The sequence below is a fragment of the Providencia sp. TYF-12 genome, assembly GCF_041344805.1.
GTDB lineage: Bacteria > Pseudomonadota > Gammaproteobacteria > Enterobacterales > Enterobacteriaceae > Providencia > Providencia huashanensis.
Genome location: NZ_CP166833.1, coordinates 1,205,234 through 1,226,729 on the forward strand (window position 1 = coordinate 1,205,234; position 21,496 = coordinate 1,226,729).

Below are 21,496 nucleotides of genomic sequence, written 5' to 3' on the forward strand. Positions count from 1 at the left end.
ATACTTTTTTATTTTAGGCGACTACTGGCATTCCGCCGTTAAAGTTCTTACTGGCGAATCTGCAGTAACTGCAATCGTGTCTAATGCAGAATAGTTAATGGTACACTGACCCGATTGACCACCCCATTTAACGTTAATACGACCAGTATTTGGTAACCCACTCATGTAAAGTTGGCCATTTGAACCCACAATTCCGGTATTGATATCGTTTTCATCGTCTTCTGATACTAACGTCGCGATCGCCCCAAAAGGTGGGATTTTCCCCGTGGCTTTCAGATTAATAATCGCTTGATAACCAATTTTGGTTTTAAACTTACGCTTAATAACCGCCCCTTCCGTTGGATATACCATCATCGAGGTGTCTTTAAAGGTCGTATCATCCGGTAATGTGTTCACATTAACCGCAATTTGGTTAGCCGTGTTACTGGATAACTGAGGAATAATGGCATTCCCAAAGCGGTCAAATTGCGCGCCAGAGGATAATGACGCCCCTTTTGCCCCCTCTGCGGTGATAATCGCAATCGTATCCCCCACGTTTGGCGACAATGTGACCCCATCTGAATGCGCAACTACACCGCCACTTAGGGTACCGTTCATTGAGCGGCTCATATCTGAATAGCTGTAACCGGCTGATAATGTTGCGTTGTTCGCGGAGTAAGTCCCATTCAGGCTTCCCCCGTAGTTGTTATTGTAACTGTCATAGTTCTGGTAGATACCATAACTAAAGCGACTCTTCATCGCGCTACCAGTTAACCCTGCTTGATGACGAGTTTCACCGTGCTGATCTACACTGACCCCATAACGCGCGCTCATGGTTTGTGCCATTTCACTGTTCGTCAATAAGCTGAGCGGCACAGACACATCAAAGGAAACCACGCGGTTCTCAGGCCAAGTATTGTTATAGCTCTTCACGCGGTCAACCATATAACTGAGACTATAAGAAACCCCTTTATAGTTATTGTTATAAGACACCCCAACCGAGGTATTTGAGTTTTGGCCGCCCCAATAAGTATTTTTTGACGCTCTTAAAGAAAGGGAACCATAAGAGTCAAAAGATTGGTTAATTGAGGTTTGGAAACTATAACGTTGACGCGCTCCCGTCCAAGGCGCTAAGTCATCTTTAATTGCATAACCGGCATTATTGTAATCTGAGAACGAATAGAAGTTCTCAGAGGTATAACGTAATGCCGTTAAGTCAAATGAGGTCCCCGTTGACAACAAACTTTTTGAGTAACGGATACGATAGGATTGCCCTTTGAGGCTTTTCCCTGAAAACCGAGCATCCGAGTGGGTAATATCGGTAGATAACGCCCCTAATACACCCAACGATAAGCCGACCCCACCCACAAAGGAGTTATACCCATTAGAAACTAACACCCCACCATAGGTGGTGATGTTATGTGGTAGCCCGATGCTGAAGGAACCAAGCGTAAAGTTTTTTCGCTCAGAGTCCACGGCAATTCCGCCATTGTAACGACCCGCGGAAATTTCATAATTATAAGCGCCTTGGCGCTCCATCATTGGCAGCGAGGAATAAGCCTGAGTGAAAACAGTTTGTTTGCCATTTTCTTCTTCAACCGTGACTTCCATATCCCCGGCTAAGCCGCTGGCAGGGATGTCACGAATAATAAAACGCCCTGGCGCCACAAAAGTTTGGTAGACCACACTGCCGTTCTGGCGCACAGTGACAGTCGCATTGGTGTTCGCCACCCCTTCCACTATAGGTGCAAACCCTTGCATGCTGCTAGGGTCAAGCTGAGGGTTTGATTTTAGCGTGGCGCCTTTCATAGGAATGGCGTCAAAAATATTCCCGCCTGTCGAGATTTCCCCGGCTTTTAGCGTTGATTTAATCGCATTAATGGTGCGATAGATATAAGTATTGGAAAAGTTGGAGTCACTTGTGCTGGAAGACCCCACTGCTTTTACTGTAGTTATATAAATAGCTCGTTCTTAGGCGCCATGGCCCCATGTTGATCCCTGCATTGATATTACTAAACAGAGAATCACTGGTACCTGCTTTTTGGTGATATTTGCCCAGTTGGCGGTTATTACTGTAGTTAAAGACATAGTCCATCACTAACGCGGTAACACCATCATCGCGTAATTCAGGCGGTACATAGCCAGCAAAGTTTGGCACCATGGCAATTTGAGGAACGGATAAATTCACCGTCAACGTTTGTACATCAAAGGTGATGGCAGCATCGGCAATGTAACTGGATAAATTTTCAATCTTCGTGTCTTCACTCAAATCTCTTAACTTGGGCAGAGATGCCGTATTAACACCCAGTTTTTTCAGTTCGCCGACTGTAAAGACGGGGGCAACATGACCATCTTGCTGTTTTTCAAATGCGAGATTAAATTCCCCTGACGGGATCATGTTAACATTAACGACCACGTCATAGACGCCGGGCGTTAATGTATTGTTATCCGCAAAGTCATTTAAATCGAGTTGAGAAACGTCTATCCCACTGCCGTGCATTAATAGGCCGGGGTCAAAATACGATTCGGCATGCATAAAAGAGGGGGCCATTGCATAGCAACAAATAAAGACCTCTAATGCAATTAATTTTATTTTCATCCCTTTCACTGCATCACCTTTCGTTATTTATTCTTGTTATTTATGTTTCAATCGATGTTTATTCTATGGATTGAGGAGGTAACTCCATTAAATATTCATCGGTAAATCGCCATTCGATTTTTCCAGTTTGCGAGTGAACTTCATTTGTTTCGCTAAATAGTTTTTTGTTTATTTAATCGATTTAAGGCGATATAGATATTTAAAATAGAAATTAATAGCGAGTTGAAATCTATTTTCTATTTTAATTTATTATCAATAACAAGATTATTTCTTAATGGAAATTTATAATGAAATATAATTATAAATGGTTATGTTCAATAAATATTATCTATATATCAATCGGCATAATAGCCAATAGTTAATGTTGCAGAGAAATCACCATCGCTAGGGTTACAATTGCTTTCAGCGCAACGTAATTTGGCTGTCACCATTTTTGTTTCACTGACACTTTGAATATTATCCCAAATTATTGAGGCTGCATCTGGCTTTAATAATGAGCTCTGATTAACATCAATAACCCGATTTCCTTCTAATAACTGAACACCGATGACACCATTTGGGTCATCATTGAAGAAGTTTTTGCTGCCATTTAATGTATTACCTGATGCTAAATAAACCGCCGCCGTTTTTTGATCCGTCGTAGTACAATTTCTTAAACCAATCGAGAAATTCTTTGCCACTGTATCCTTTTTAATTTCACTGACGGTTGTGACACCAGATGCATTACCAAATATAATTTCATTTGGGACATCGATTTCACAGGTCTTAGCTAAAAATAAAACAGAAAATTGGTATTCTACTTTGTAATCATCTGCCGCCATCACGGGGTAATGCATGAGGAGCATTAAAAAAGTCAGTAACCCCTGTTTTATTTTTTTCATGGCTCTTAATCCTGATAATATTCAAAAGTAACCGCAGCATTAGCATCGCCTGGCTTAACGTTATTCTCTCGTTTGACAAGGCTAACTTGGTAATTCACAACAATTGAATCGCTGGTTGTGGAAGGAAATGTGGAAATCCCTTCATCTTTCACCGCCTGACAATTTTGGTTGTTATTGTCGCAGGATTCAAGTAAAAAACCCGTTTTAGTTGTATCTGCTAATCCAAAAAAAATACCATTATTAAATGTTGTTGATGCGGCCGATTTAGATTTTATTTTAATTTTCTTTTCAGTACCTGCCGGGAAATTCTGACAAGTAATGGTATAAGAAAAACTTTCAGTTTTTATCGGTTGATTAATTGGGCTTTCGTCAACATCAGATGCTGTTAGCATTCCACTTTTATTAAAATCAATATATTTATCTAACTCACTGTTATCATCAAACTCACAAGTTTCCTTTTATGATTTTGGTTTTGAACTGTATTTGCCCATTCTGAGCAATAATTGAGCCTGAGAATACAATGACACTTAGCGCTAATATCCCTTTACTCAACAGTCCCATGATATTCATTGTATCCTCCAAGGTCGTTGATAACAGCCCACTTAACAGCGCCCACTTTTGATTGAGAAACAAAGTTCATTTCAGCAAATGGGGCAATAACATTATTTTGTTTATTAAGCTTAATCGCTTTGTTATTAACAGATAAACCAGCCAAATTGATATAGTAAGGCGAGTTATTGACTACCTTAACGCCATTGGAGGTACTTTTAGTTTTGATGCCTTTAAATGCTTCTTCTTGCTGCATCGGCAGATTAGCCGGTCGATAGAAAATTTTAATAACACTTTCTAATCCGACTTTTACCCCATCCGCTTTATCGGATTCAGGGACATTTCTTGAGTGAAAGTAATACATACTTTCACGATCTTTTGGAAACTTGTGTGTGAGCGCTTTTATTTTAATAATATTACGTTGTTTTGGCGCTAATTTAAAAATAGAAGGTGTAATGACAAAGTAACCTTCAGAAGGTGTTTTGCTGTCTAATTTTTGTGTAATAAAACTGGCGACTAAATACGATTTACTGTCTTCATTTCGTGCAGTAATTGCAGCAGAGTTTGTTGCTTCATCAATAACAATACGCGTTTGACTTAAACCGACACCCGCTTGAGAAGAAAACGAAAAAGCAAATAAGATAAAAAGTAAGGATTTTAATTTTAGCATTCTTTTTTTCTCTTATAATTTGCAGGCAGCAATAAATTACTGCCTGCTTTACTAGCTAAATTAACGCACGACGGTGATTAGTCGTATGCTACGCTGAATGTTACTGGCACATTTAAGTTTTGTGCGACAGCATCAGAAGCCGTTGCGTACAGACCAGCAACAACTGGGATGACGTAGTCATTTTTACCGGTTACTTTCAGGTCAGTAATTTCAGTTGCGATGTTAGGTTTAAGGTTTAACTTCAGTTTTTGCTTTACCAGCAGCTAATTTAACACCGATTTGTGATGCTTGAGCGTCAGCAAACATATCTGAGTGACCAGTTAATGCTTCACCAGTTGCTAAGATAGAAACAGTCGTTGCATCAGCAGTTTGGTTTGTAGAATCGTCATAAACTTTAGTACAGTTATTTAAAACTAAGTTAAAGTTTGCTTCAGATAATGCTTTAGTAGTGTCTAGGTTTTCAGTTGAGTGTGTACCTAAGCTAACTAAATCTTTAGAAGCGCTGATATCACAAGTTGTTGCAGCAACTAAACGTGCATTAAAGTTAACAGTTGCATCTTGTGCAGCAAAAGCTTGAGAAGAAAGAGTAGCAACCGCGAATGCACCAACTAAAGCAAGTTTATTCAATTTCATAATAATCATTCCTAAGTATGTGAGAACGCCTTAATTTAAAGATTAAATTAATGGGTATATAAATTTTAGAATTACAGATTAAGTTTTTATTTTATTAATGTAGATTTAATATGATTTATCTCATTATTAAACCCAAACAAATAAATATATTTATTCGGCCATTTAATGAAAATTAAACTAGCTTATAAGTAAAAACTTAACTTTAAAATATCTTCATGTCTATTTAATTAACTCTTGTCTACCAGAGTTCGTGGATAATATTAATTCTACTCATATAGGTTGTCAAACCGGTGAAAAATCCATTTTTAGGGTTTTTAAATAGTTTTAAAATTGTTATTTTCAATTGATATCAATAGGTTATGTTTTTTATATGTAGCTTAACTAATATTTCGAGTTGTGGTTCAGTTATATATTCTAAAAATAATTTAATTAACATGTTAATTCAGGTATAAATATTGAAATTAACATTTACACACAATTTGTCGCTAAAAATAACACACAAGATGCGTATGCGGGCTAAATGTTACGAATAACTACGAGGTGTGATAAAAATGCCTATTATTTATTTTCTATTAACACTTAAATTAATCTTGATCATTTTTTTGGTAACGTACATAGAACACCATTAATTAAAAGAAGATAGTTGTTAGCCTCATCGAAATAGAGGGAAATGTGAAAACAATGTTTTTCTATTTTTTCTCTGGGATTATTCTTATAAAAATTTGCTATTTCTGTTTATTCTGAGTTTCACACGGGGAGATACTCGTTATAGTATCTAGTGTATAAGTGAAATCACTAAGCGATAGTGTCTGATTATCATAAAGAACAATTGATACAGGCTGACTTAAAACAAGGGAAAACCATGATGCATTATTTTATAAGTGTTCTTTCATTAGTTTTTGTCTCTTTTTTGTCTGTTGGGCAAGGCCTTGATGAACAATTTCGTTTATGGGTTTCTGGTGAGAAAGACAATATTCAGTGTTTTGACAACCAATCTTATTTTCAATATTGCTTACGCAAACTACCGAATAAGGGGTTAGTTGTGGTCGATAAGAAGGGGGATGAGGTTTATCAACTTTATTATTTTGATAATTGGCCTGATGAACCTCAAGAGGGGTTATATCGGTTTCGTAAAGGGAACAAAATAGGTTTTGCAGACGAAGTCACAGGGAAAATTGTATTCGATGCTATTTATGATTGTGCTTACCCTTTTAAAGGTGGGAAAGCGAAAGTCGGTATTGGTTGTGAAACACAAACGGATGGCGAGCACAGTTGGTGGACAGGTGGTAAATGGACAACAATTACTCACTAGTAACGTGTTTTGATATTTAAACACATTAATTACGAATGATTGGCTGTTTTTACGTTTTATTTGCCATTTATTTACAATAATACTCATTTTAGTTAATTAATTTATAGTAATTAACTAATTGAAAACTAATTGTAATTGTTATTTAGATCACAGTTTTTATCTTGTTTAACCCCCCTAAAAACCATTCACAGCAAAAAATAAACCGCTTAAGTCTGTATAACACCGCTTAGCATAACTTTAAACAATGACGGCGTATAATTTATTACCATAGACCCCATGGCAGAACTCATTTTTATTTTTACCGTTCAACCACTGCCAATAAAAAATCATCAGTGATGAATGACACGCTAGCAATAAATAGTTATCCATTTTTCACTGATGGTAAATACAAAATCAAAGGCATGTTCGTTTTACCTCAGAAGGGTGTTCTATGAACAAAAATGGCATTTTAAAGCATATTCCGTGGATGATCCTTGGAATTATTGGTGCAGTCTGTTTAGGTGTAGTCGCGCTTAGACGTGGCGAGCACATCAGTGCGCTATGGATAGTTGTTGCTTCTGTAGCGGTCTATCTCATTGCATATCGATATTACAGTTTATACATCGCTAAAAAAGTGATGAAGTTGGATGAAACTCGTGCAACACCCGCCGTCATTAATAATGATGGATTAAACTATGTACCAACAAATAAAAACGTTCTTTTTGGTCACCACTTTGCTGCAATTGCAGGGGCGGGGCCATTAGTTGGACCGGTGCTTGCTGCTCAAGTTGGTTATTTACCCGGTACGTTATGGTTATTGGCCGGGGTTGTGCTTGCGGGCGCGGTGCAAGACTTTATGGTGTTGTTTATTTCTTCACGCCGTAATGGGGCATCATTAGGGGAGATCGTTAAGGAAGAGTTGGGGCCAATCCCAGGTACTCTAGCACTTTTTGGTTGCTTCCTTATTATGATCATTATTCTTGCTGTATTAGCATTGATTGTGGTGAAAGCTCTAGCGGAAAGTCCATGGGGGGTATTCACTGTTTGTTCTACAGTACCAATCGCATTGTTTATGGGGATATATATGCGATATATCCGGCCGGGACGTGTGGGTGAAGTTTCGGTTATTGGTATTGTATTACTTGTCGCATCAATCTGGTTCGGTGGGGTGATTGCTCATGACCCATATTGGGGACCTGCACTGACCTTTAAAGATACAACTATTACCTACGCATTAGTTGGCTATGCATTCATTTCTGCATTATTACCTGTTTGGTTAATTTTAGCGCCACGTGACTATTTAGCGACCTTCTTAAAAATTGGGGTCATCGTGGGTTTAGCCATCGGTATTGTTATTCTTAACCCTGAACTGAAAATGCCAGCAGTAACACAATTCGTTGATGGAACTGGCCCAGTTTGGAAAGGGACATTATTCCCATTCTTGTTCATTACCATTGCATGTGGTGCCGTATCTGGTTTCCACGCATTAATTTCTTCGGGAACAACTCCGAAATTATTAGCAAACGAAAAAGATGCGCGCTATATCGGTTATGGTGCCATGTTAATGGAATCTTTCGTTGCTGTTATGGCGCTGGTTGCTGCTTCAATTATCGAGCCTGGTCTGTATTTTGCTATGAATACACCGCCAGCGGCTTTAGGTATTACAATGCCTAACTTGCACGAACTCGGTGGGCCTGACGGCGCAGCTATTATGGCTCAACTGAAAGATGTTTCTGTTCATGCGGCGGCAACAGTCAGCTCTTGGGGCTTCGTAATTTCACCTGAACAAATTATGCAAACGGCGAAAGATATTGGTGAGCCGTCTGTTTTGAACCGTGCGGGTGGTGCGCCAACTTTAGCTGTCGGTATTGCATTTGTATTCCATGAAATTATGCCAGCGGCAAATATGGGCTTCTGGTATCACTTTGGGATCTTGTTTGAAGCGCTGTTTATCTTAACTGCACTTGATGCAGGAACTCGTTCTGGCCGCTTTATGCTGCAAGATTTGTTAGGTAACTTTGTTCCATTCCTGAAGAAAACGGACTCATTGGTTGCGGGTATTATCGGTACCGCAGGGTGTGTTGGTCTATGGGGTTACTTACTGTATCAAGGTGTTGTTGACCCTCTGGGTGGTGTTAAGAGCTTATGGCCATTGTTCGGTATCTCCAACCAGATGTTAGCTGCGGTTGCATTAGTCTTAAGTACAGTTGTTCTGATTAAGATGAAGCGCAGTAAATATATAATGGTTACCGTATTACCAGCAGTATGGTTATTAATCTGTACTACTTGGGCGCTAGGTCTGAAACTATTCAGTGATAATCCACAATTAGAAGGCTTCATGTATTTAGCTAAATCTTATAAAGATAAGATTGCAGCGGGTGGTGCGGAATTAACGGCACAAGAAATTACTAATATGAATCACATTATTATTAATAACTACACCAATGCTGGCTTGAGTGTTCTATTCTTAGTGGTTGTTTACGGTATCATTTTCTATGGTATCCGCGTCGGGATGAAAGCACACAAAAATCCGCAGCGTACAGATAAAGAAACACCTTATGTTCCTGTACCGAAAGAGGGCGTGAAAGTTTCATCTTCACATTAAGTCACCCTTCAATCATGCTGAGTTACCGAAAGGTACTCGGCAACTGAAAGGTCGCCCTACATTGTGTATTCATAATGTAGGGCATTTACATTGGAGAGGCTGATGTTTGGAAACCTCGGCAAAACAGGTAAGTACCTTGGGCAAGCTGCGCGTATGTTAATCGGTATCCCTGACTATGATACTTATGTGCAGCATATGAAAGATAATCATTCCGATAAACCGGTGATGACGTATAACGAGTTTTTTCGTGAAAGGCAGGATGCACGATATGGTGGCAGTGGCAAAGGCGGGTTTCGCTGCTGTTAATGATTACTTCGGTAAATGAATGCGGTGGGGGTAATAATGAAACCAATTAATGTCACAATTTTAACCGGTTTTCTTGGTGCAGGTAAAACGACACTCCTTAGTCATATTCTTCATACAGAGCATGGCCATAAAATAGCGGTGATTGAAAATGAATTTGGCGAAGTGCCTATCGATAATGCATTAATTGGCGATCGAGCGACACAAATTACCACATTAAGTAATGGATGTATTTGTTGCAGTCGTTCCAATGAATTAGAAAATGCATTATTAGACCTATTAGATGGGTTGGATAGTGGGAAATTAGACTTTGACCGTTTAGTGATTGAATGTACTGGCATGGCAGATCCAGGGCCAATTACTCAGACGTTTTTTTCCCATGAGGTATTGTGTGAACGTTATTTGTTAGATGGTATTATTACTTTAGTGGATGCCGTTCATGCAGAGAAACAACTGAATGATTTTGCTATTGCTCAAGCGCAAATTGGTTATGCTGACCGCATTTTACTTACCAAAACAGATATTGAGCCGAATACTGAAGCTTTAATTGAACGCCTACAACGGATCAATGCGAGAGCTCCGATTTACCCTGTTATTCATGGGGACATCAATTTAAATTTATTATTAGATATTGAAGGTTTTTTACTCGATTCAACACTGAATGTGAAACAACCTACTTTCCGTTTTGCACCTAAACAACAAAACGAGGTGGGGTCGATTGTACTTGAATTTGATTACCCTGTTGAACTGATGGAAGTTTCCCAAGTGATGGAAGATTTGTTGCTCAGTTTTGCTGATAATCTATTGCGGTATAAAGGTATTTTATCCATTAAGGATGAACCTAAGCGGCTCTTATTTCAAGGGGTTCAGCGTCTTTATAGTGCAGATTGGGATAGAGATTGGGAAGAGGGTGAACAACGTAGCAGTGTGTTAGTCTTTATTGGCATCGACCTTCCTGAAGCGATGATCCGTGAAAAATTTGCGGCATTAGAAGCCAAATAAAGCATGGCTGAAAAACGGATTTAAAGCGGTTTATTTCAACGAAAAGTCATTAGCGCTGATGGGGAGCAATGAATTTTAAGGTACCATCAGCGTTCAAGACGAAGAGTTAACGTGCTTTAGCAGCCATAATCTCAATGATTTGCACATCCGTATATTTCATTGAACCAGCAGCAAGTGAGCATAAATTAGCGATAGATTGGTCAACATCGTCAGAAACAATCCCATCAGACCCTTTGACACAGCTATTATCTAACGCCATGAGTACGGCTTTATAGGCTGCACTTGCACTCGTGGAAACTTTCATTGCACAACTGTTTGATGCACCGTCGCAAATCATCCCACTGACATCGCCAATCATGCTAGAAATTGCCATAGCGACAACTTCATAGCGGGATTCTAATAACCAGGCTATCCCCGCGGCAGCACCCATTGCAGCGGTAGTTGCTGCACATAGCGCCGACAGGGCTGGGAGTTGATTATGGATGTAAATTGCCATTAGGTGCGACAACATTAATGCACGAGCCAGTTGCTCCTCAGAGGACTGTAAATAATCGGCGGTGACAACAACAGGCATGGTTGCGGCAATACCTTGGTTACCCGAACCTGAGTTGCTCATCGCGGGTAAAACGGCCCCTCCCATTCGCGCATCAGAGGCAGCGGAGGTGCGGATCATAATTTCTGACATTAGATCTTTTGACAGCAAGCCACGGTCACGTTGAGTTTGCAGTGTTTTACCAATATGTAAACCATAGACATTACGTAGCCCTTCTTGAGATAACGCTTCATTTAAATGTGCGGCTTCTAAGATGAAACAAATATCTTCCAATGGTGCTTGGGTCGCAAATTGATAAACTGACTTCGCGGTGACAGGGGGAAGGGCAACATCTGCTGCACAGTCAGCAGCATCATCGGATTGAGGTTTGTTTAATGTAGCATCGAAGCATATTTGCTGGTTATGAATGATTTTAACGATATTTGTGTGAGAACCCGCAATAATAACGGTAGCTGAACCCGTTTGTGTATACACCGTTGCTTCTGAATATATAACGTCACTGCATGGATGTTTAATATCAACGGTGATAGCTCCTTGTTCTAACATCGTTTTACTTAGCGCAATGGCCTGCGCTGATGCGGATTTTAGAACTTCTAAACCCGCTTCTGCATCACCTCCAATGGCGCCTAATGCTGCTGCGATAGGCAAACCCACCATACCGGTTCCAGGAACGGTGACACCCATACCATTTTTCATTAAGTTTGGTGAAACAAAGGCACAAACACGAATAACTTGCCCATCAAGGAGGGACGCCGCTTTAGCGGCTGCATATGCCAATGAAATTGGCTCAGTACAACCTAAGGCTGGTTTGACTTCTTGTTTTACCGCATTGATAAAATATTGCCAAAGTAATGGTTGTGATTGAGCATGCATGGCAAGTCCCCCTTAATAAAATCTTTTTTGATTTTGTTATTTTAAACAACAAGCTGGAGAAAAACTTCGCTATGTTTGGGGGGATATAAGATACAAAGAGAAAAATTTTCCCTAATTTAATTTATAAAGAATAAATTTTCCCAATGTTGAACTCGGTCACTTTGCCCTGCTGCTTAAAAATGAGCAAGACAAAGTGATCATAGTAGGTTACTAACTTTCAAGGTCTAGGCGTTTGCTTTGCCATTTGCGTGAACGCCAGCGCCATGCATTGGTTAAACCACGTAACCATTCATCGGCGAAGAAACCGAGCCAAATACCGAGTAAGCCCATTTCCATTTTAATGCCTAAGAAATAACCTAACGGAATAGCGACACCCCACATAAAGATAATTGCAGTGCACAGTGGAAAACGGGCATCTCCTGATGCGCGTAATGCATTCACCATCACAATATTAATGGTCCTACCTGGTTCTAAAAAGACAGACAGTAAGAACAGTGGCAATAGTAGTTCAATAATACCTTGGTCATCAGTAATGTTATTTAGGATAGGGTCACGTAATAACCAAAAGGCGATCACCACACCAATAGTGACGTAGAACCCCATCTTGAGGCTTTTCACTCCCCGATTAAAGGCATCTTCAAAACGTTTTGCACCAACAAGGTGACCAACCATAATTTCATTACCAATACTGATAGAAATACCAAATAGCATGATAAATAAGGATAATTGAAAATAGAGTGTCTGCGCTGCTAGTGAGGTTTCGCCCATTAAACCAATAAAGGCAGAAGCCGTCATAAAGTGTAGGATCCAGACAAGGTTTTCCCCAGCAGAGGGGAGACCAATATGCAAGATTTTGCCCAGCATTTTACGTGACCAGTGGACCAACATTATCGGCACAAATTTGATACGTAGGCCATAAAACAGCAGGCAAAAGAGTAGGATCACGGCAACAACACGACCGACAACTGTCGACCATGCAACGCCTTCAAGACCGTATTGAGGTAAGCCAAAGAAACCATAAAGTACAATAATATTTCCAAAAACAGTAATTACGTTGGCAATCAATGTAACCCACATGGCTGGCTGAGCCTTTCCATAAACCCGCAAGCATGCGGCTAAAATAATGGAAATGGCTTCAGGTATTAAGCAAATACCTAAAATACGTAAATAAGTATAACCGTCAGCCATCAAATGTGATGGCATATTCATAATGGTTAAAATACTGTAACCAAAAAATAAAGCGACGAGGGCACTAGAAAAGCCAAGAATAAAGTTAAATGCGATAGAAATATGGATCGCTTGGCTTGCCTTTTCACGGCGTCCAGCCCCTAAATATTGAGCAATAACAACACTGCACCCCACACTAATAAAGTTAAAAATAGTAATAAAAAGGTCAAACACTTGGTTACCTACACCCATTGCAGCTAAATAGGCAGTAGAAACGTGGCTGACCATATAGGTATTAATTAATAAAGTGGCCAAATGGAGAAAAATATCGATAAAAATTGGCCAGCTGAGCGAAAAGAGTGATCGCTCAGTCACATCGGATTGATGCATTGAGAACCTTTATATTCATAAGTATTTGGGAAAGTATTCTGAACCGCTAATTCTACATGGATTCCAACAATGAAAATAGGGTTAAAATGCTTCCATCTGAATAAAGCTAATGTTTTGTTTACTTTTACTTATTCTGTTAGATTTAATTTCGCTATAAATTAATTAATAAGCAACATCAGAACTGTATAGGAGTAAAAATGACAAAAATTAAAGCAGCAATAGTGGGCTATGGCAATATTGGTCGCTATGCACTAGAAGCTGTTCTAGCCGCTGAAGATTTTGAGCTGGTTGGCATCGTGCGTCGTAATACACAAGATATTCCTGCTGAACTTTCCGCTTATAAAGTGGTTGATGATATTGAAAAGCTAGGGAAGGTAGATGTTGCTCTACTGTGTTCGCCAACGCGTGCGATCGCGCCATTAGCAGAAAAAATACTGGCCAAGGGGATTAATACTGTTGATAGCTTTGATGTTCACTCAGATATTGTGGCGTTAAAACACCGTTTAGATGACGTGGCTAAACAGCATAATAGTGTGGCGGTTGTCTCTGCTGGCTGGGACCCCGGCTCAGATTCTATCATGCGTACTTTAATGTTAGCTATGGCGCCAAAAGGTGTGACTTATACTAACTTTGGTCCCGGTATGAGCATGGGGCACAGTGTGGCAGCCAAAGCCATTGATGGGGTAAAAGATGCTCTATCTGTGACTATTCCGTTGGGAACAGGGGTTCACCGCCGCATGGTATACATTGAACTTGAAGCGGGTGCAAAGTTTGATGATGTGGCTCAAGCCATTAAAGCGGATAGTTATTTTTCATCAGATGAGACGCATATTCGCCAAGTCGATAGTATTGATGCACTAAAAGATGTTGGTCATGGCGTTCATATGACCCACAAAGGGGTTTCAGGGGCAACACATAATCAGTTATTTGAATACTCAATGCGCATTAATAACCCGGCGTTAACCTCACAGTTTATGGTTTCTGCTGCTCGAGCTACCATGAAGCAAGCTGCGGGTGCTTATACTGTGATTGAAATCCCACCAGTGAATTTCCTGCAAGGTGACTTAGATACATTAATTGCCAAATTGGTTTAATCACAATAGGTAATTTTTCATTAATGGCATGGAGGTTCATTCCATGTCATCTTGTCTTAATTTATTACAGTTGTTCTTACGCTAAGTTTGTTATTCAGATTTAAGGCACTGTTTATTATTTGTATTATCAAGTAGCTTATAAAGAAAAAATATATTGTTGAAAACGGAGTAAGATAATGGCGAAGTCGTCAGGGAATGGACAAGTGGAAAGCAAAACAAATAAAAACCAAGGTTTTTTCCCAAAAGAACCAGCAGTAAAAAGTGTGCAAGAAAGTTCACATTCTTTTAGTCTTATTCGCGTTTTTTCAAAGCTAATTAATTATGGTTTCTCTCTTTTCTATGTTGGCTTTATTTTATCAGTGTGGTTTTTTCCTGAGTATTACACGGTGGAAATTATCTATAACCTAACGCTGATCCTGATCTTTGAATTTATTTTAGTTCACTCCGGTGTATTTATGGCGGTATTTCGTGATTGGCGGATATTAATGCTATTTGCGTTGCTATATGGTTTATTTGCATTAGCAATTAATATGGCAGTATTAGGTGACTCTCCGCTAATCTTATACTTGTATAGTGCTACTGTGGCGAACCGAATGCTTTTTGGTATCAGTAGTCGTACAGAACAAGAACGCGGAGAAAATATGGGCTATTCGGCTTTGATGGCATTAAATTTCATGTTTTGTATTTTCTTTGTAATTATTTTGTCTTTTCTTGTTCCTTATGGTGGATTAACGCCAGAGTATTTAAGGTCCATTGATTATTATTCCAGTATTTCTTCAGGCGGTGAATTTCCAGAAAAACCTCATGTGGCTTTTGCTTTTGGTGTTCTTTACTTTGGAATGCCGTTATTTATGGCCTGCCTAATGCATTTTTTGTGTAAAGGGCACTCTATTTACCAAAAAAAAGAGAAGTAATATTGTGGCAAGGAAGATCAGAAATAGAAAACATGCCAATAAACGCTCGACATCATTTACAGCGAAAGGGAAACGTCATTTTGTTGCATCAGACAAACAGCAAGGAATGATGAGTTTTTTACCTGAGTTAGTGGATCACGGCTTAACTATTTTTTATATCGGTTTTTTATTGTCTTTATGGTTTTTCCCCGATTGGTCGGGGGTTGAAGTTGTTTACAATATGGTGTTGATTCTGCTGTTCGAATTTATTTTAGTGCATATGGGCACGATGATGGCAGTGTTACAACGTGGTTTTTTCTTTGTTTTTGTGGCTGCTATTTTAGGCGGTGTGGCCTATATTTTTCATACAACAAAGATTAATTCTTCTGCTATTCTTTATATTTACGCTGCTACGTTAATTAATCGAATTATCATTGGACGCCAACAAGGGAGCCAATTTGATAATTTTAATGCCTTCGATGAAGGGCTTGCAAAATTACGCCATTATGTTGCGTGTTTTATCATTGCTGTATTTCTAACGCATTATTTACCCCAAGGGGGGCTCACTGAGCAATACCTTGAAGAGAATAATTATTATGGCATGTTAAAAATGACAGGCATGACAGAAAACCCATTAATCATTATTCAATTTGGCGTTTTGTACTATTCTACTTCTCTGCTTTGGGTGTTGTGGCGTTTTTTAAAACGGCATAAAAAATAAAAAAGCGCCTATCGAAATAGGCGCCTGGTGTTGGCAAAACAAAAAAATAATAAAAATTAACGTGTTATTGTTTTAAATTGCTGTGTAGTCTTTGTGAGTGCGACTTCGGTAGGCAAACGTTCCATTGAACTTGCGCCATAAAAACCATGGCAGTCAGGGCAGTTTGCTAAAATATATTCGGCATCTTCAGGTGTTGCGATAGGGCCACCGTGACAAAGCACAATAACATCATCACGTACTGCTTTAGCGGCTTTAGCCCATTCATTGATTAGTGGCACACAATCTTTCAGTGTCAGTGCGGTTTCTGCACCAATATTACCACCTGTTGTTAGCCCCATGTGTGGCACGATGATATCAGCGCCTGCTTCAGTCATCGCTACAGCATCTTCAGCGCTAAATACGTATGGCGTTGTCAGGAGGTCTTTTTCATGTGCCATACGGATCATATCGACTTCTAGGTCATAACCCATTCCCGTTTCTTCCAAATTAGCACGGAAATTACCATCGATTAAGCCAACTGTTGGGAAGTTTTGTACGCCCGCAAAGCCTGTTGTTTTGATGTCATCTAAAAACTTATCAAATTGGCAGAATGGGTCAGTACCGTTTACACCAGCAAGAACAGGGGTGTGCTTAACTACTGGTAATACTTCTTTTGCCATATCCATGACAATTTCATTGGCATTGCCGTAAGCGAGTAAGCCTGCGAGTGACCCACGACCCGCCATACGGTAACGGCCTGAATTATAAATAACAATTAAATCAATACCGCCAGCCTCTTCACACTTAGCAGATAGACCCGTACCAGCACCACCGCCGATAATTGGTTCGCCACGAGCAATCATTGCTCTGAATTTTTTTAATAAATCTGCGCGGTTATGTTTCATAATTAACCTCTATTATTTGTTCAAAATATCCTGGTGTAGTTGAATAACCTGCTCACAAAACTCTTGGGAGTTAATGTGATAAGGACTCAAAATAAGCTGTCTTTTTTCTGTTTTAATTAAATTTTCATTGAGCGCATCAATAAAGGCTTGGTCAGCAATTGGGTCCCAGAAAGGAGCCCCATCGATATCTAATGCTGAAAACCCTGCTGTTGGAACAATAAAACGGATCTCTCCCTCACAACGATTTAATTTTTCGGCGATCCAGCGGCCCATCTGTTGGTTTTCTTCTTTTGTTGTTCTCATCAATGTGACTTGGGCATTATGATGATAAAATAAGCGGTCTTGGTAATGTTCGGGAACCGTAGAAGGGCGGCCAAAATTGACCATATCCAAAGCGCCACAGGACATAACGCAAGGTGTCTGAGTGCGTTCGATAGCGCCAAAACGATCTTCATCACAGGCTAACACGCCGCCAAAAAGGTAATCACAAACCTCAGTCGTCGTGATATCTAATACGGAATGAAGTAGCTTACTATCAATCAGTTTTTCCATCGCTTTACCGCCACTGCCCGTTGCATGGAATACAAGGCAGTCATATTGTTCTTCTAATTGCGCGGTTAATTGCTGAACACATGGGGTGGTGACACCAAACATAGTTAAGGCAATTGCTGGTTTCAAATCAATGTTTTCTTCGGTGTCTTGATCAAACCAAACAGCCCCAGCGATTTGGTTCGCGGCATTTTTTAATACCTTACGGGAAATTACATTTAATCCTGATACATCTGTTACGGAGTACATCATAGAAATATCACTGGCTCCGATATAGCCAGAAATATCTCCTGAGGCCATAGTGGATACCATGAGCTTAGGAATACCAACGGGTAATACTTGCATTGCTGGTGTGATTAGCGCAGTACCGCCTGAGCCGCCTAAACCAAGAATTGCAGCTACATCTGTTTGGGCTGAAAGATATAAGCTAAAGGCTTGTGCCATCGCTTCTATTGCTTTACCTCTATCGCCACAGAATACGGCGTTTGCACCAAGAGGGTGAAAACTTGCTACAGTACTTGCACTGACATCTGCATTTTTTTCTAATTGAGTCTTTTGTGTTGTCAGGTCAACAGTACGCACAGCTAATCCGGCACTTTTTATTAATTCACTGACATAAAAAACTTCAGCGCTTTTGGTATCAAGTGTTGTTGCAACATAGATAAAACCCTGATTTTTTTTCATTGAAAAATCCTTTCAGATAGAAGCAGGTCGTTGAATTTCCCATCACAATGAGACTATAGTATCATTTTGGATAAATGTAAAATGAGACTGTCGTCTCATTTTTAGGTTTGTTGTAGAGGTAAATAGTTGTTAGTATCTATATCTTATTGATAAATATTAGTAATTGTTTTTTATGATGGTGAATCAATGATTAGGTTGGTAATACAAAGTTACAGTATAATTTATCATGAATGATAATTTGTTTTATGGAGAGCAGGGAAAAGCTCGAGGTGACAGCGTAAATTCATCTTTTTAATAGAGATGGTTACTTGCTTGTTGTTGTGCTTTATTAGTGACATTGACTAAACTTGTGGTAAGAAACAGTATTTTAAGGGTAAATAATGCCGAAGATTAATTCAGAACTACAATATAAGGGCACTCGAAAACGTACCTATGTACTATTGGTCACTACGGCTTTAGATTTATTTGAAAAGGGAGCTATGCCTTCTGTTTCGGAACTCGCTTTAGAAGCAGGAGTTTCTCGTGCAACTGCATATCGATACTTTCCAACACAAACTGATTTAATTACCGCAGTAGTTAATGAGAGTTTAGGGCCTATTTTAACTTGGCGCCCACAAAGCGTAAAAACGGAAGAGCGCATTGATGAGCTATTAACATATGCTTTTCCTCGAATGTTTGAACATGAAGGAGTATTGCGAGCGGCGTTACAAGCATCATTACAACAATGGGCTCAAGGTCGGTCTACCCCACTCAGTATAAAAGACAAACGGCTGGAAAGAGGTAACCGTAAAGATATCCTAACGATGGTGACGTCACCAATGAAATCAGAATTTCCGCAAGAAATTATTGATAAAGTGATCCGTGCTTTTTCTGTTATTTACGGCTCTGAAATATTTTTAGTGTTGAAAGATATTTGGAAAATGGAAGATTCCCAAGTCACCGAATTAGCGCAGTGGATGGCAAAAGCGATCATGAACCAAGCCGTTGCAGATAATGCGAATAAGTAAATATTCGTTAACGGACTTAACTGGTTTTTATCGACTGAAGTCAAAAAGATAAAATCAAAGTCTGATAAATAATCAATTAGTAGTGAATAATTACTATGGTGATAATTAAATCGATACTAGCCCCATATGGCATCGTTAATATGATATAAACTAAGGCTATAAATAATCTGAACGGTTAATGCCATATGATGAAGTTATTGAAAATGATAGGTGGGATTGCCATCTGTTCATTGATCGGCGGTGGGCTTACTTACCTAGGTATCCCACTTGCACTTATGTTTGGGCCGATTATCGCTGTTATTATTTTTCATCGTTTTGGTGTTTCTTTTGCTGTACCTAAGCATACGATTACTTTCGTTCAAGTTACCTTAGGGACTTCTGTTGGGTTGATGTTTAATCAGGTTTCCCTTAATGAGGCAGATAATTTATTTCTTTTATTATTAATGTTAGTTGTATGTTTAGCGGTACAATTTTCATTTAGTTTTTTTTGGTTTTATCGAAAAGTTGGTTGGACGAAACAAGAAGCAATGCTTGGCTCAGTGCCTGGGGCAATGGCAGCTATTTTAGCCTTAACTGACCATACCCATACGCCGCCACAAAAAATTGTTATTTCACATACAATTCGCTTAATTATCCTGATTCTATTAGCAGGGATTGTTGTAGGTAGTGATGGTGATCCGCAACCTATCATAGAATTACCAGTACTAACTTTAACCTCAACGCTATGGTTATTGGTGATTATAGCGGTTGGTTTGGGGGCAGGGCTTATTTTGCAGCGTTTAAGGGTTCCAGCCCCTTTTATGCTAACGTCATTAGCTGCAGCAACGTTGATTCAAAGTTTTCTAGATATCCCATTAAGTTTCCCATTGATGTTAACTGAACTGAGTATGGTATTAATTGGGATGAACATTGGTAATCATTTTATTGTTTTCCCACTTTCCTCATTGATTAAAAATATTTACTCCTCTGCACAAGTGGTTATCATTAATATCGCATTAACTTTCCTGATTACTGTATTTGCCTCTTGGGTAACGGGTTATGATATTTCTGTACTCTTACTGGCTTGGGCTCCAGGTAGTATGGAAGCAATGACCTTTGCTGCGATTACGATGAACCTTGATGCTGGCTTTGTTATGTCAAACCATATTATCAGAATGGTTATTATCCAAAGTATTCCATCGATTGCTTTATTTTGGCAGGAGAAAAAGGCTAAAAGGCAAGGGTAATGTAGCGTGGTAAAAAGAAAGAAAACAGACAGAAAAGGTACGGGTGTGTTTTCTTTCTTTTGTTATACTTGGTTTTAAACAACCTGTATTAATTCATTTTAGGGTTATTTAACGTAAGCAAAAAGGCCGAGGGAATCCCGAGCAAGTGATTGGCATTTAAACTCGGTTGTCAGTGGTATTCCTTTTAAGTCTTTATAACTTTCTTTATTGAGAACGGTCATTTTTTCAGAATTATAATTGCTCAGATCCCATTTATTACTTTTAGCGAAGTAAACAATAGCCCGTTCGATTTCCCTGTCAGGGATTTGGGAGTACCCACAGTCATATTTTAGATAAATGAAAACAGCCGTCAGATCAGCGAGATCTTCAGCTTCATTGTTAGAAAGTGCTCTGGAAGAATTGGTTATCCCTAACAGAGTCATCAGGCATGACATCAATATAAATTTGCGCATTCGTTATTCTATCTGTTTTCTATGTCAAGTTACGTTAGCATAAGAATAGAATTGTTAGTCAACTATATTTTTCTTAAATCCATGTAATAAACCCACAATTACAGAGTGGATTTATTGACCTTCCTGTAAGGGGAGGCTTTATCATTCCTTTATTAAACCATGTTTTGCATAGAAAGGGTAATTTGCCATAACTTACTCTGATAATGATTATTTATTTGATAAACAAAAGGAAGGTTATCAATGCTACGTCGCGATTTTCTTAAGTTAAGTGCTATCACATACGCTGCAAGTGCGCTGCCTATTTGGAGCCGCATCGCGGTCGCAGCCGAAAATTACCCAACTCTTGCTATTCCGCCATTACTAGAGCCTGATGAGCAGGGAAATATTCAGTTAGCAATTCAGCAAGGTGTTTCTCAATTTGTCCCTGGAAAGAAAACGACAACATGGGGCTATAACGGAAATTTACTGGGGCCTGCGGTTAGTTTGAAAAA

The 21,496-nt window shown here is 39.3% G+C and carries 20 protein-coding genes and 1 pseudogene; 10 read left to right on the forward strand and 11 right to left on the reverse strand.

Features of this window, described 5'->3' with window-relative positions; genetic code table 11:
* Nucleotides 1-21: 21 nt before the first annotated feature.
* From ABE954_RS05250 to ABE954_RS05275, 6 genes are all read right to left on the reverse strand, one after another.
* Nucleotides 22-1,917, reverse strand: coding sequence for a fimbria/pilus outer membrane usher protein (locus ABE954_RS05250; protein ID WP_371025752.1), 1,896 nt, complete (start codon nt 1,915-1,917; stop codon nt 22-24).
* Complete coding sequence (locus ABE954_RS05255; protein WP_371025753.1) at nt 1,895-2,578, reverse strand: FimD/PapC N-terminal domain-containing protein; 684 nt, start codon at nt 2,576-2,578, stop codon at nt 1,895-1,897. Before ABE954_RS05255 ends, ABE954_RS05250 begins: the two co-directional genes overlap by 23 nt.
* A 335-nt stretch (nt 2,579-2,913) precedes the next feature.
* On the reverse strand, nt 2,914-3,459 hold the full coding sequence (locus tag ABE954_RS05260; protein ID WP_042848885.1) for a fimbrial protein: 546 nt from the start codon (nt 3,457-3,459) through the stop codon (nt 2,914-2,916).
* A gap of 5 nt (nt 3,460-3,464) precedes the next feature.
* Nucleotides 3,465-3,851, reverse strand: a complete 387-nt coding sequence (locus ABE954_RS05265; protein ID WP_369110920.1) for a hypothetical protein — start codon at nt 3,849-3,851, stop codon at nt 3,465-3,467.
* Nucleotides 3,852-4,003: 152 nt separating this feature from the next.
* The gene (locus ABE954_RS05270; RefSeq protein ID WP_048609192.1) at nt 4,004-4,678 is read right to left on the reverse strand and encodes a molecular chaperone; all 675 of its coding nucleotides are present in this window, start codon (nt 4,676-4,678) and stop codon (nt 4,004-4,006) included.
* Between the two features lie 228 nt (nt 4,679-4,906).
* Complete coding sequence (locus tag ABE954_RS05275) at nt 4,907-5,311, reverse strand: fimbrial protein (RefSeq protein ID WP_371025754.1); 405 nt, start codon at nt 5,309-5,311, stop codon at nt 4,907-4,909.
* An 862-nt stretch (nt 5,312-6,173) separates the two neighbouring features.
* Between ABE954_RS05275 and ABE954_RS05280 the strand changes: the two genes are divergently transcribed.
* The 4 genes from ABE954_RS05280 to yjiA all read left to right on the forward strand — a co-directional run bounded on the left by ABE954_RS05280 (nt 6,174) and on the right by yjiA (nt 10,512).
* Nucleotides 6,174-6,623, forward strand: coding sequence for a WG repeat-containing protein (locus tag ABE954_RS05280; protein ID WP_129466342.1), 450 nt, complete (start codon nt 6,174-6,176; stop codon nt 6,621-6,623).
* Between the two features lie 430 nt (nt 6,624-7,053).
* Nucleotides 7,054-9,207, forward strand: a complete 2,154-nt coding sequence (locus ABE954_RS05285; RefSeq protein WP_042848244.1) for a carbon starvation CstA family protein — start codon at nt 7,054-7,056, stop codon at nt 9,205-9,207.
* 102 nt (nt 9,208-9,309) lie between these two features.
* Nucleotides 9,310-9,513 carry a YbdD/YjiX family protein gene (locus ABE954_RS05290; protein WP_042848243.1) on the forward strand — a complete coding sequence of 68 codons (204 nt, stop codon included), beginning with the start codon at nt 9,310-9,312 and terminating at the stop codon, nt 9,511-9,513.
* Between the two features lie 36 nt (nt 9,514-9,549).
* On the forward strand, nt 9,550-10,512 hold the full coding sequence (gene yjiA / locus ABE954_RS05295; protein ID WP_048608108.1) for a GTPase: 963 nt from the start codon (nt 9,550-9,552) through the stop codon (nt 10,510-10,512).
* A gap of 106 nt (nt 10,513-10,618) precedes the next feature.
* Here the strand turns inward: yjiA and ABE954_RS05300 are convergent, their stop codons facing one another.
* Both ABE954_RS05300 and ABE954_RS05305 read right to left on the reverse strand, forming a co-directional pair.
* Complete coding sequence (locus ABE954_RS05300) at nt 10,619-11,938, reverse strand: serine dehydratase subunit alpha family protein (protein WP_371025756.1); 1,320 nt, start codon at nt 11,936-11,938, stop codon at nt 10,619-10,621.
* 210 nt (nt 11,939-12,148) lie between these two features.
* On the reverse strand, nt 12,149-13,495 hold the full coding sequence (locus tag ABE954_RS05305; RefSeq protein WP_042848235.1) for an MATE family efflux transporter: 1,347 nt from the start codon (nt 13,493-13,495) through the stop codon (nt 12,149-12,151).
* A gap of 197 nt (nt 13,496-13,692) precedes the next feature.
* On the opposite strand from ABE954_RS05305, the gene ABE954_RS05310 reads away from it, so the two are divergent.
* From ABE954_RS05310 to ABE954_RS05320, 3 genes are all read left to right on the forward strand, one after another.
* A complete protein-coding gene (locus tag ABE954_RS05310; protein ID WP_042848233.1) occupies nt 13,693-14,589 on the forward strand; it encodes a diaminopimelate dehydrogenase in 897 nt (298 codons plus the stop codon).
* 176 nt (nt 14,590-14,765) lie between these two features.
* Nucleotides 14,766-15,503: a hypothetical protein gene (locus tag ABE954_RS05315; protein ID WP_129466341.1), complete on the forward strand. Its 738-nt coding sequence runs from the start codon at nt 14,766-14,768 to the stop codon at nt 15,501-15,503.
* Between the two features lie 4 nt (nt 15,504-15,507).
* The gene (locus tag ABE954_RS05320; protein WP_371025758.1) at nt 15,508-16,203 is read left to right on the forward strand and encodes a hypothetical protein; all 696 of its coding nucleotides are present in this window, start codon (nt 15,508-15,510) and stop codon (nt 16,201-16,203) included.
* 56 nt (nt 16,204-16,259) lie between these two features.
* On the opposite strand, the gene ABE954_RS05325 is transcribed toward ABE954_RS05320, so the two are convergent.
* Both ABE954_RS05325 and ABE954_RS05330 read right to left on the reverse strand, forming a co-directional pair.
* The gene (locus ABE954_RS05325; RefSeq protein WP_042848226.1) at nt 16,260-17,087 is read right to left on the reverse strand and encodes a phosphoenolpyruvate hydrolase family protein; all 828 of its coding nucleotides are present in this window, start codon (nt 17,085-17,087) and stop codon (nt 16,260-16,262) included.
* Between the two features lie 12 nt (nt 17,088-17,099).
* Nucleotides 17,100-18,320 carry a Tm-1-like ATP-binding domain-containing protein gene (locus tag ABE954_RS05330; protein ID WP_042848224.1) on the reverse strand — a complete coding sequence of 407 codons (1,221 nt, stop codon included), beginning with the start codon at nt 18,318-18,320 and terminating at the stop codon, nt 17,100-17,102.
* Nucleotides 18,321-18,700: 380 nt separating this feature from the next.
* Here ABE954_RS05330 and ABE954_RS05335 point away from each other — a divergent pair, with 380 nt between their 5' ends.
* Nucleotides 18,701-19,327 (forward strand): TetR/AcrR family transcriptional regulator, encoded by a 627-nt coding sequence (locus ABE954_RS05335; protein WP_042848223.1) that lies wholly within the window; start codon nt 18,701-18,703, stop codon nt 19,325-19,327.
* Between the two features lie 185 nt (nt 19,328-19,512).
* Entirely contained in the window at nt 19,513-20,553 is a 1,041-nt protein-coding gene (locus tag ABE954_RS05340; RefSeq protein ID WP_042848222.1) for an AbrB family transcriptional regulator, read from the forward strand.
* 104 nt (nt 20,554-20,657) lie between these two features.
* On the opposite strand, the gene ABE954_RS05345 is transcribed toward ABE954_RS05340, so the two are convergent.
* The gene (locus ABE954_RS05345) at nt 20,658-21,005 is read right to left on the reverse strand and encodes a YacC family pilotin-like protein (protein ID WP_042848221.1); all 348 of its coding nucleotides are present in this window, start codon (nt 21,003-21,005) and stop codon (nt 20,658-20,660) included.
* Between the two features lie 240 nt (nt 21,006-21,245).
* Between ABE954_RS05345 and ABE954_RS05350 the strand changes: the two are divergent.
* A pseudogene (locus ABE954_RS05350) lies at nt 21,246-21,494 on the forward strand (twin-arginine translocation signal domain-containing protein); the annotation flags it as partial.
* Nucleotides 21,495-21,496: the final 2 nt, after the last annotated feature.

What these genes read in the sequence shown, in the direction of transcription:
- ABE954_RS05315 (WP_129466341.1), top strand. Translation starts at nt 14,766, where the DNA reads ATGGCGAAGTCGTCAGGGAATGGACAAGTGGAAAGCAAAACAAATAAA.
- ABE954_RS05270 (WP_048609192.1), bottom strand. Translation starts at nt 4,678, where the DNA reads ATGCTAAAATTAAAATCCTTACTTTTTATCTTATTTGCTTTTTCGTTT.
- ABE954_RS05325 (WP_042848226.1), bottom strand. Translation starts at nt 17,087, where the DNA reads ATGAAACATAACCGCGCAGATTTATTAAAAAAATTCAGAGCAATGATT.
- ABE954_RS05310 (WP_042848233.1), top strand. Translation starts at nt 13,693, where the DNA reads ATGACAAAAATTAAAGCAGCAATAGTGGGCTATGGCAATATTGGTCGC.
- ABE954_RS05305 (WP_042848235.1), bottom strand. Translation starts at nt 13,495, where the DNA reads ATGCATCAATCCGATGTGACTGAGCGATCACTCTTTTCGCTCAGCTGG.
- ABE954_RS05300 (WP_371025756.1), bottom strand. Translation starts at nt 11,938, where the DNA reads ATGCATGCTCAATCACAACCATTACTTTGGCAATATTTTATCAATGCG.
- ABE954_RS05265 (WP_369110920.1), bottom strand. Translation starts at nt 3,851, where the DNA reads ATGCTAACAGCATCTGATGTTGACGAAAGCCCAATTAATCAACCGATA.
- ABE954_RS05255 (WP_371025753.1), bottom strand. Translation starts at nt 2,578, where the DNA reads ATGAAAATAAAATTAATTGCATTAGAGGTCTTTATTTGTTGCTATGCA.
- ABE954_RS05345 (WP_042848221.1), bottom strand. Translation starts at nt 21,005, where the DNA reads ATGCGCAAATTTATATTGATGTCATGCCTGATGACTCTGTTAGGGATA.
- ABE954_RS05330 (WP_042848224.1), bottom strand. Translation starts at nt 18,320, where the DNA reads ATGAAAAAAAATCAGGGTTTTATCTATGTTGCAACAACACTTGATACC.
- ABE954_RS05280 (WP_129466342.1), top strand. Translation starts at nt 6,174, where the DNA reads ATGATGCATTATTTTATAAGTGTTCTTTCATTAGTTTTTGTCTCTTTT.
- ABE954_RS05335 (WP_042848223.1), top strand. Translation starts at nt 18,701, where the DNA reads ATGCCGAAGATTAATTCAGAACTACAATATAAGGGCACTCGAAAACGT.
- ABE954_RS05260 (WP_042848885.1), bottom strand. Translation starts at nt 3,459, where the DNA reads ATGAAAAAAATAAAACAGGGGTTACTGACTTTTTTAATGCTCCTCATG.
- ABE954_RS05285 (WP_042848244.1), top strand. Translation starts at nt 7,054, where the DNA reads ATGAACAAAAATGGCATTTTAAAGCATATTCCGTGGATGATCCTTGGA.
- ABE954_RS05340 (WP_042848222.1), top strand. Translation starts at nt 19,513, where the DNA reads ATGATGAAGTTATTGAAAATGATAGGTGGGATTGCCATCTGTTCATTG.
- ABE954_RS05290 (WP_042848243.1), top strand. Translation starts at nt 9,310, where the DNA reads ATGTTTGGAAACCTCGGCAAAACAGGTAAGTACCTTGGGCAAGCTGCG.
- ABE954_RS05275 (WP_371025754.1), bottom strand. Translation starts at nt 5,311, where the DNA reads ATGAAATTGAATAAACTTGCTTTAGTTGGTGCATTCGCGGTTGCTACT.
- yjiA (WP_048608108.1), top strand. Translation starts at nt 9,550, where the DNA reads ATGAAACCAATTAATGTCACAATTTTAACCGGTTTTCTTGGTGCAGGT.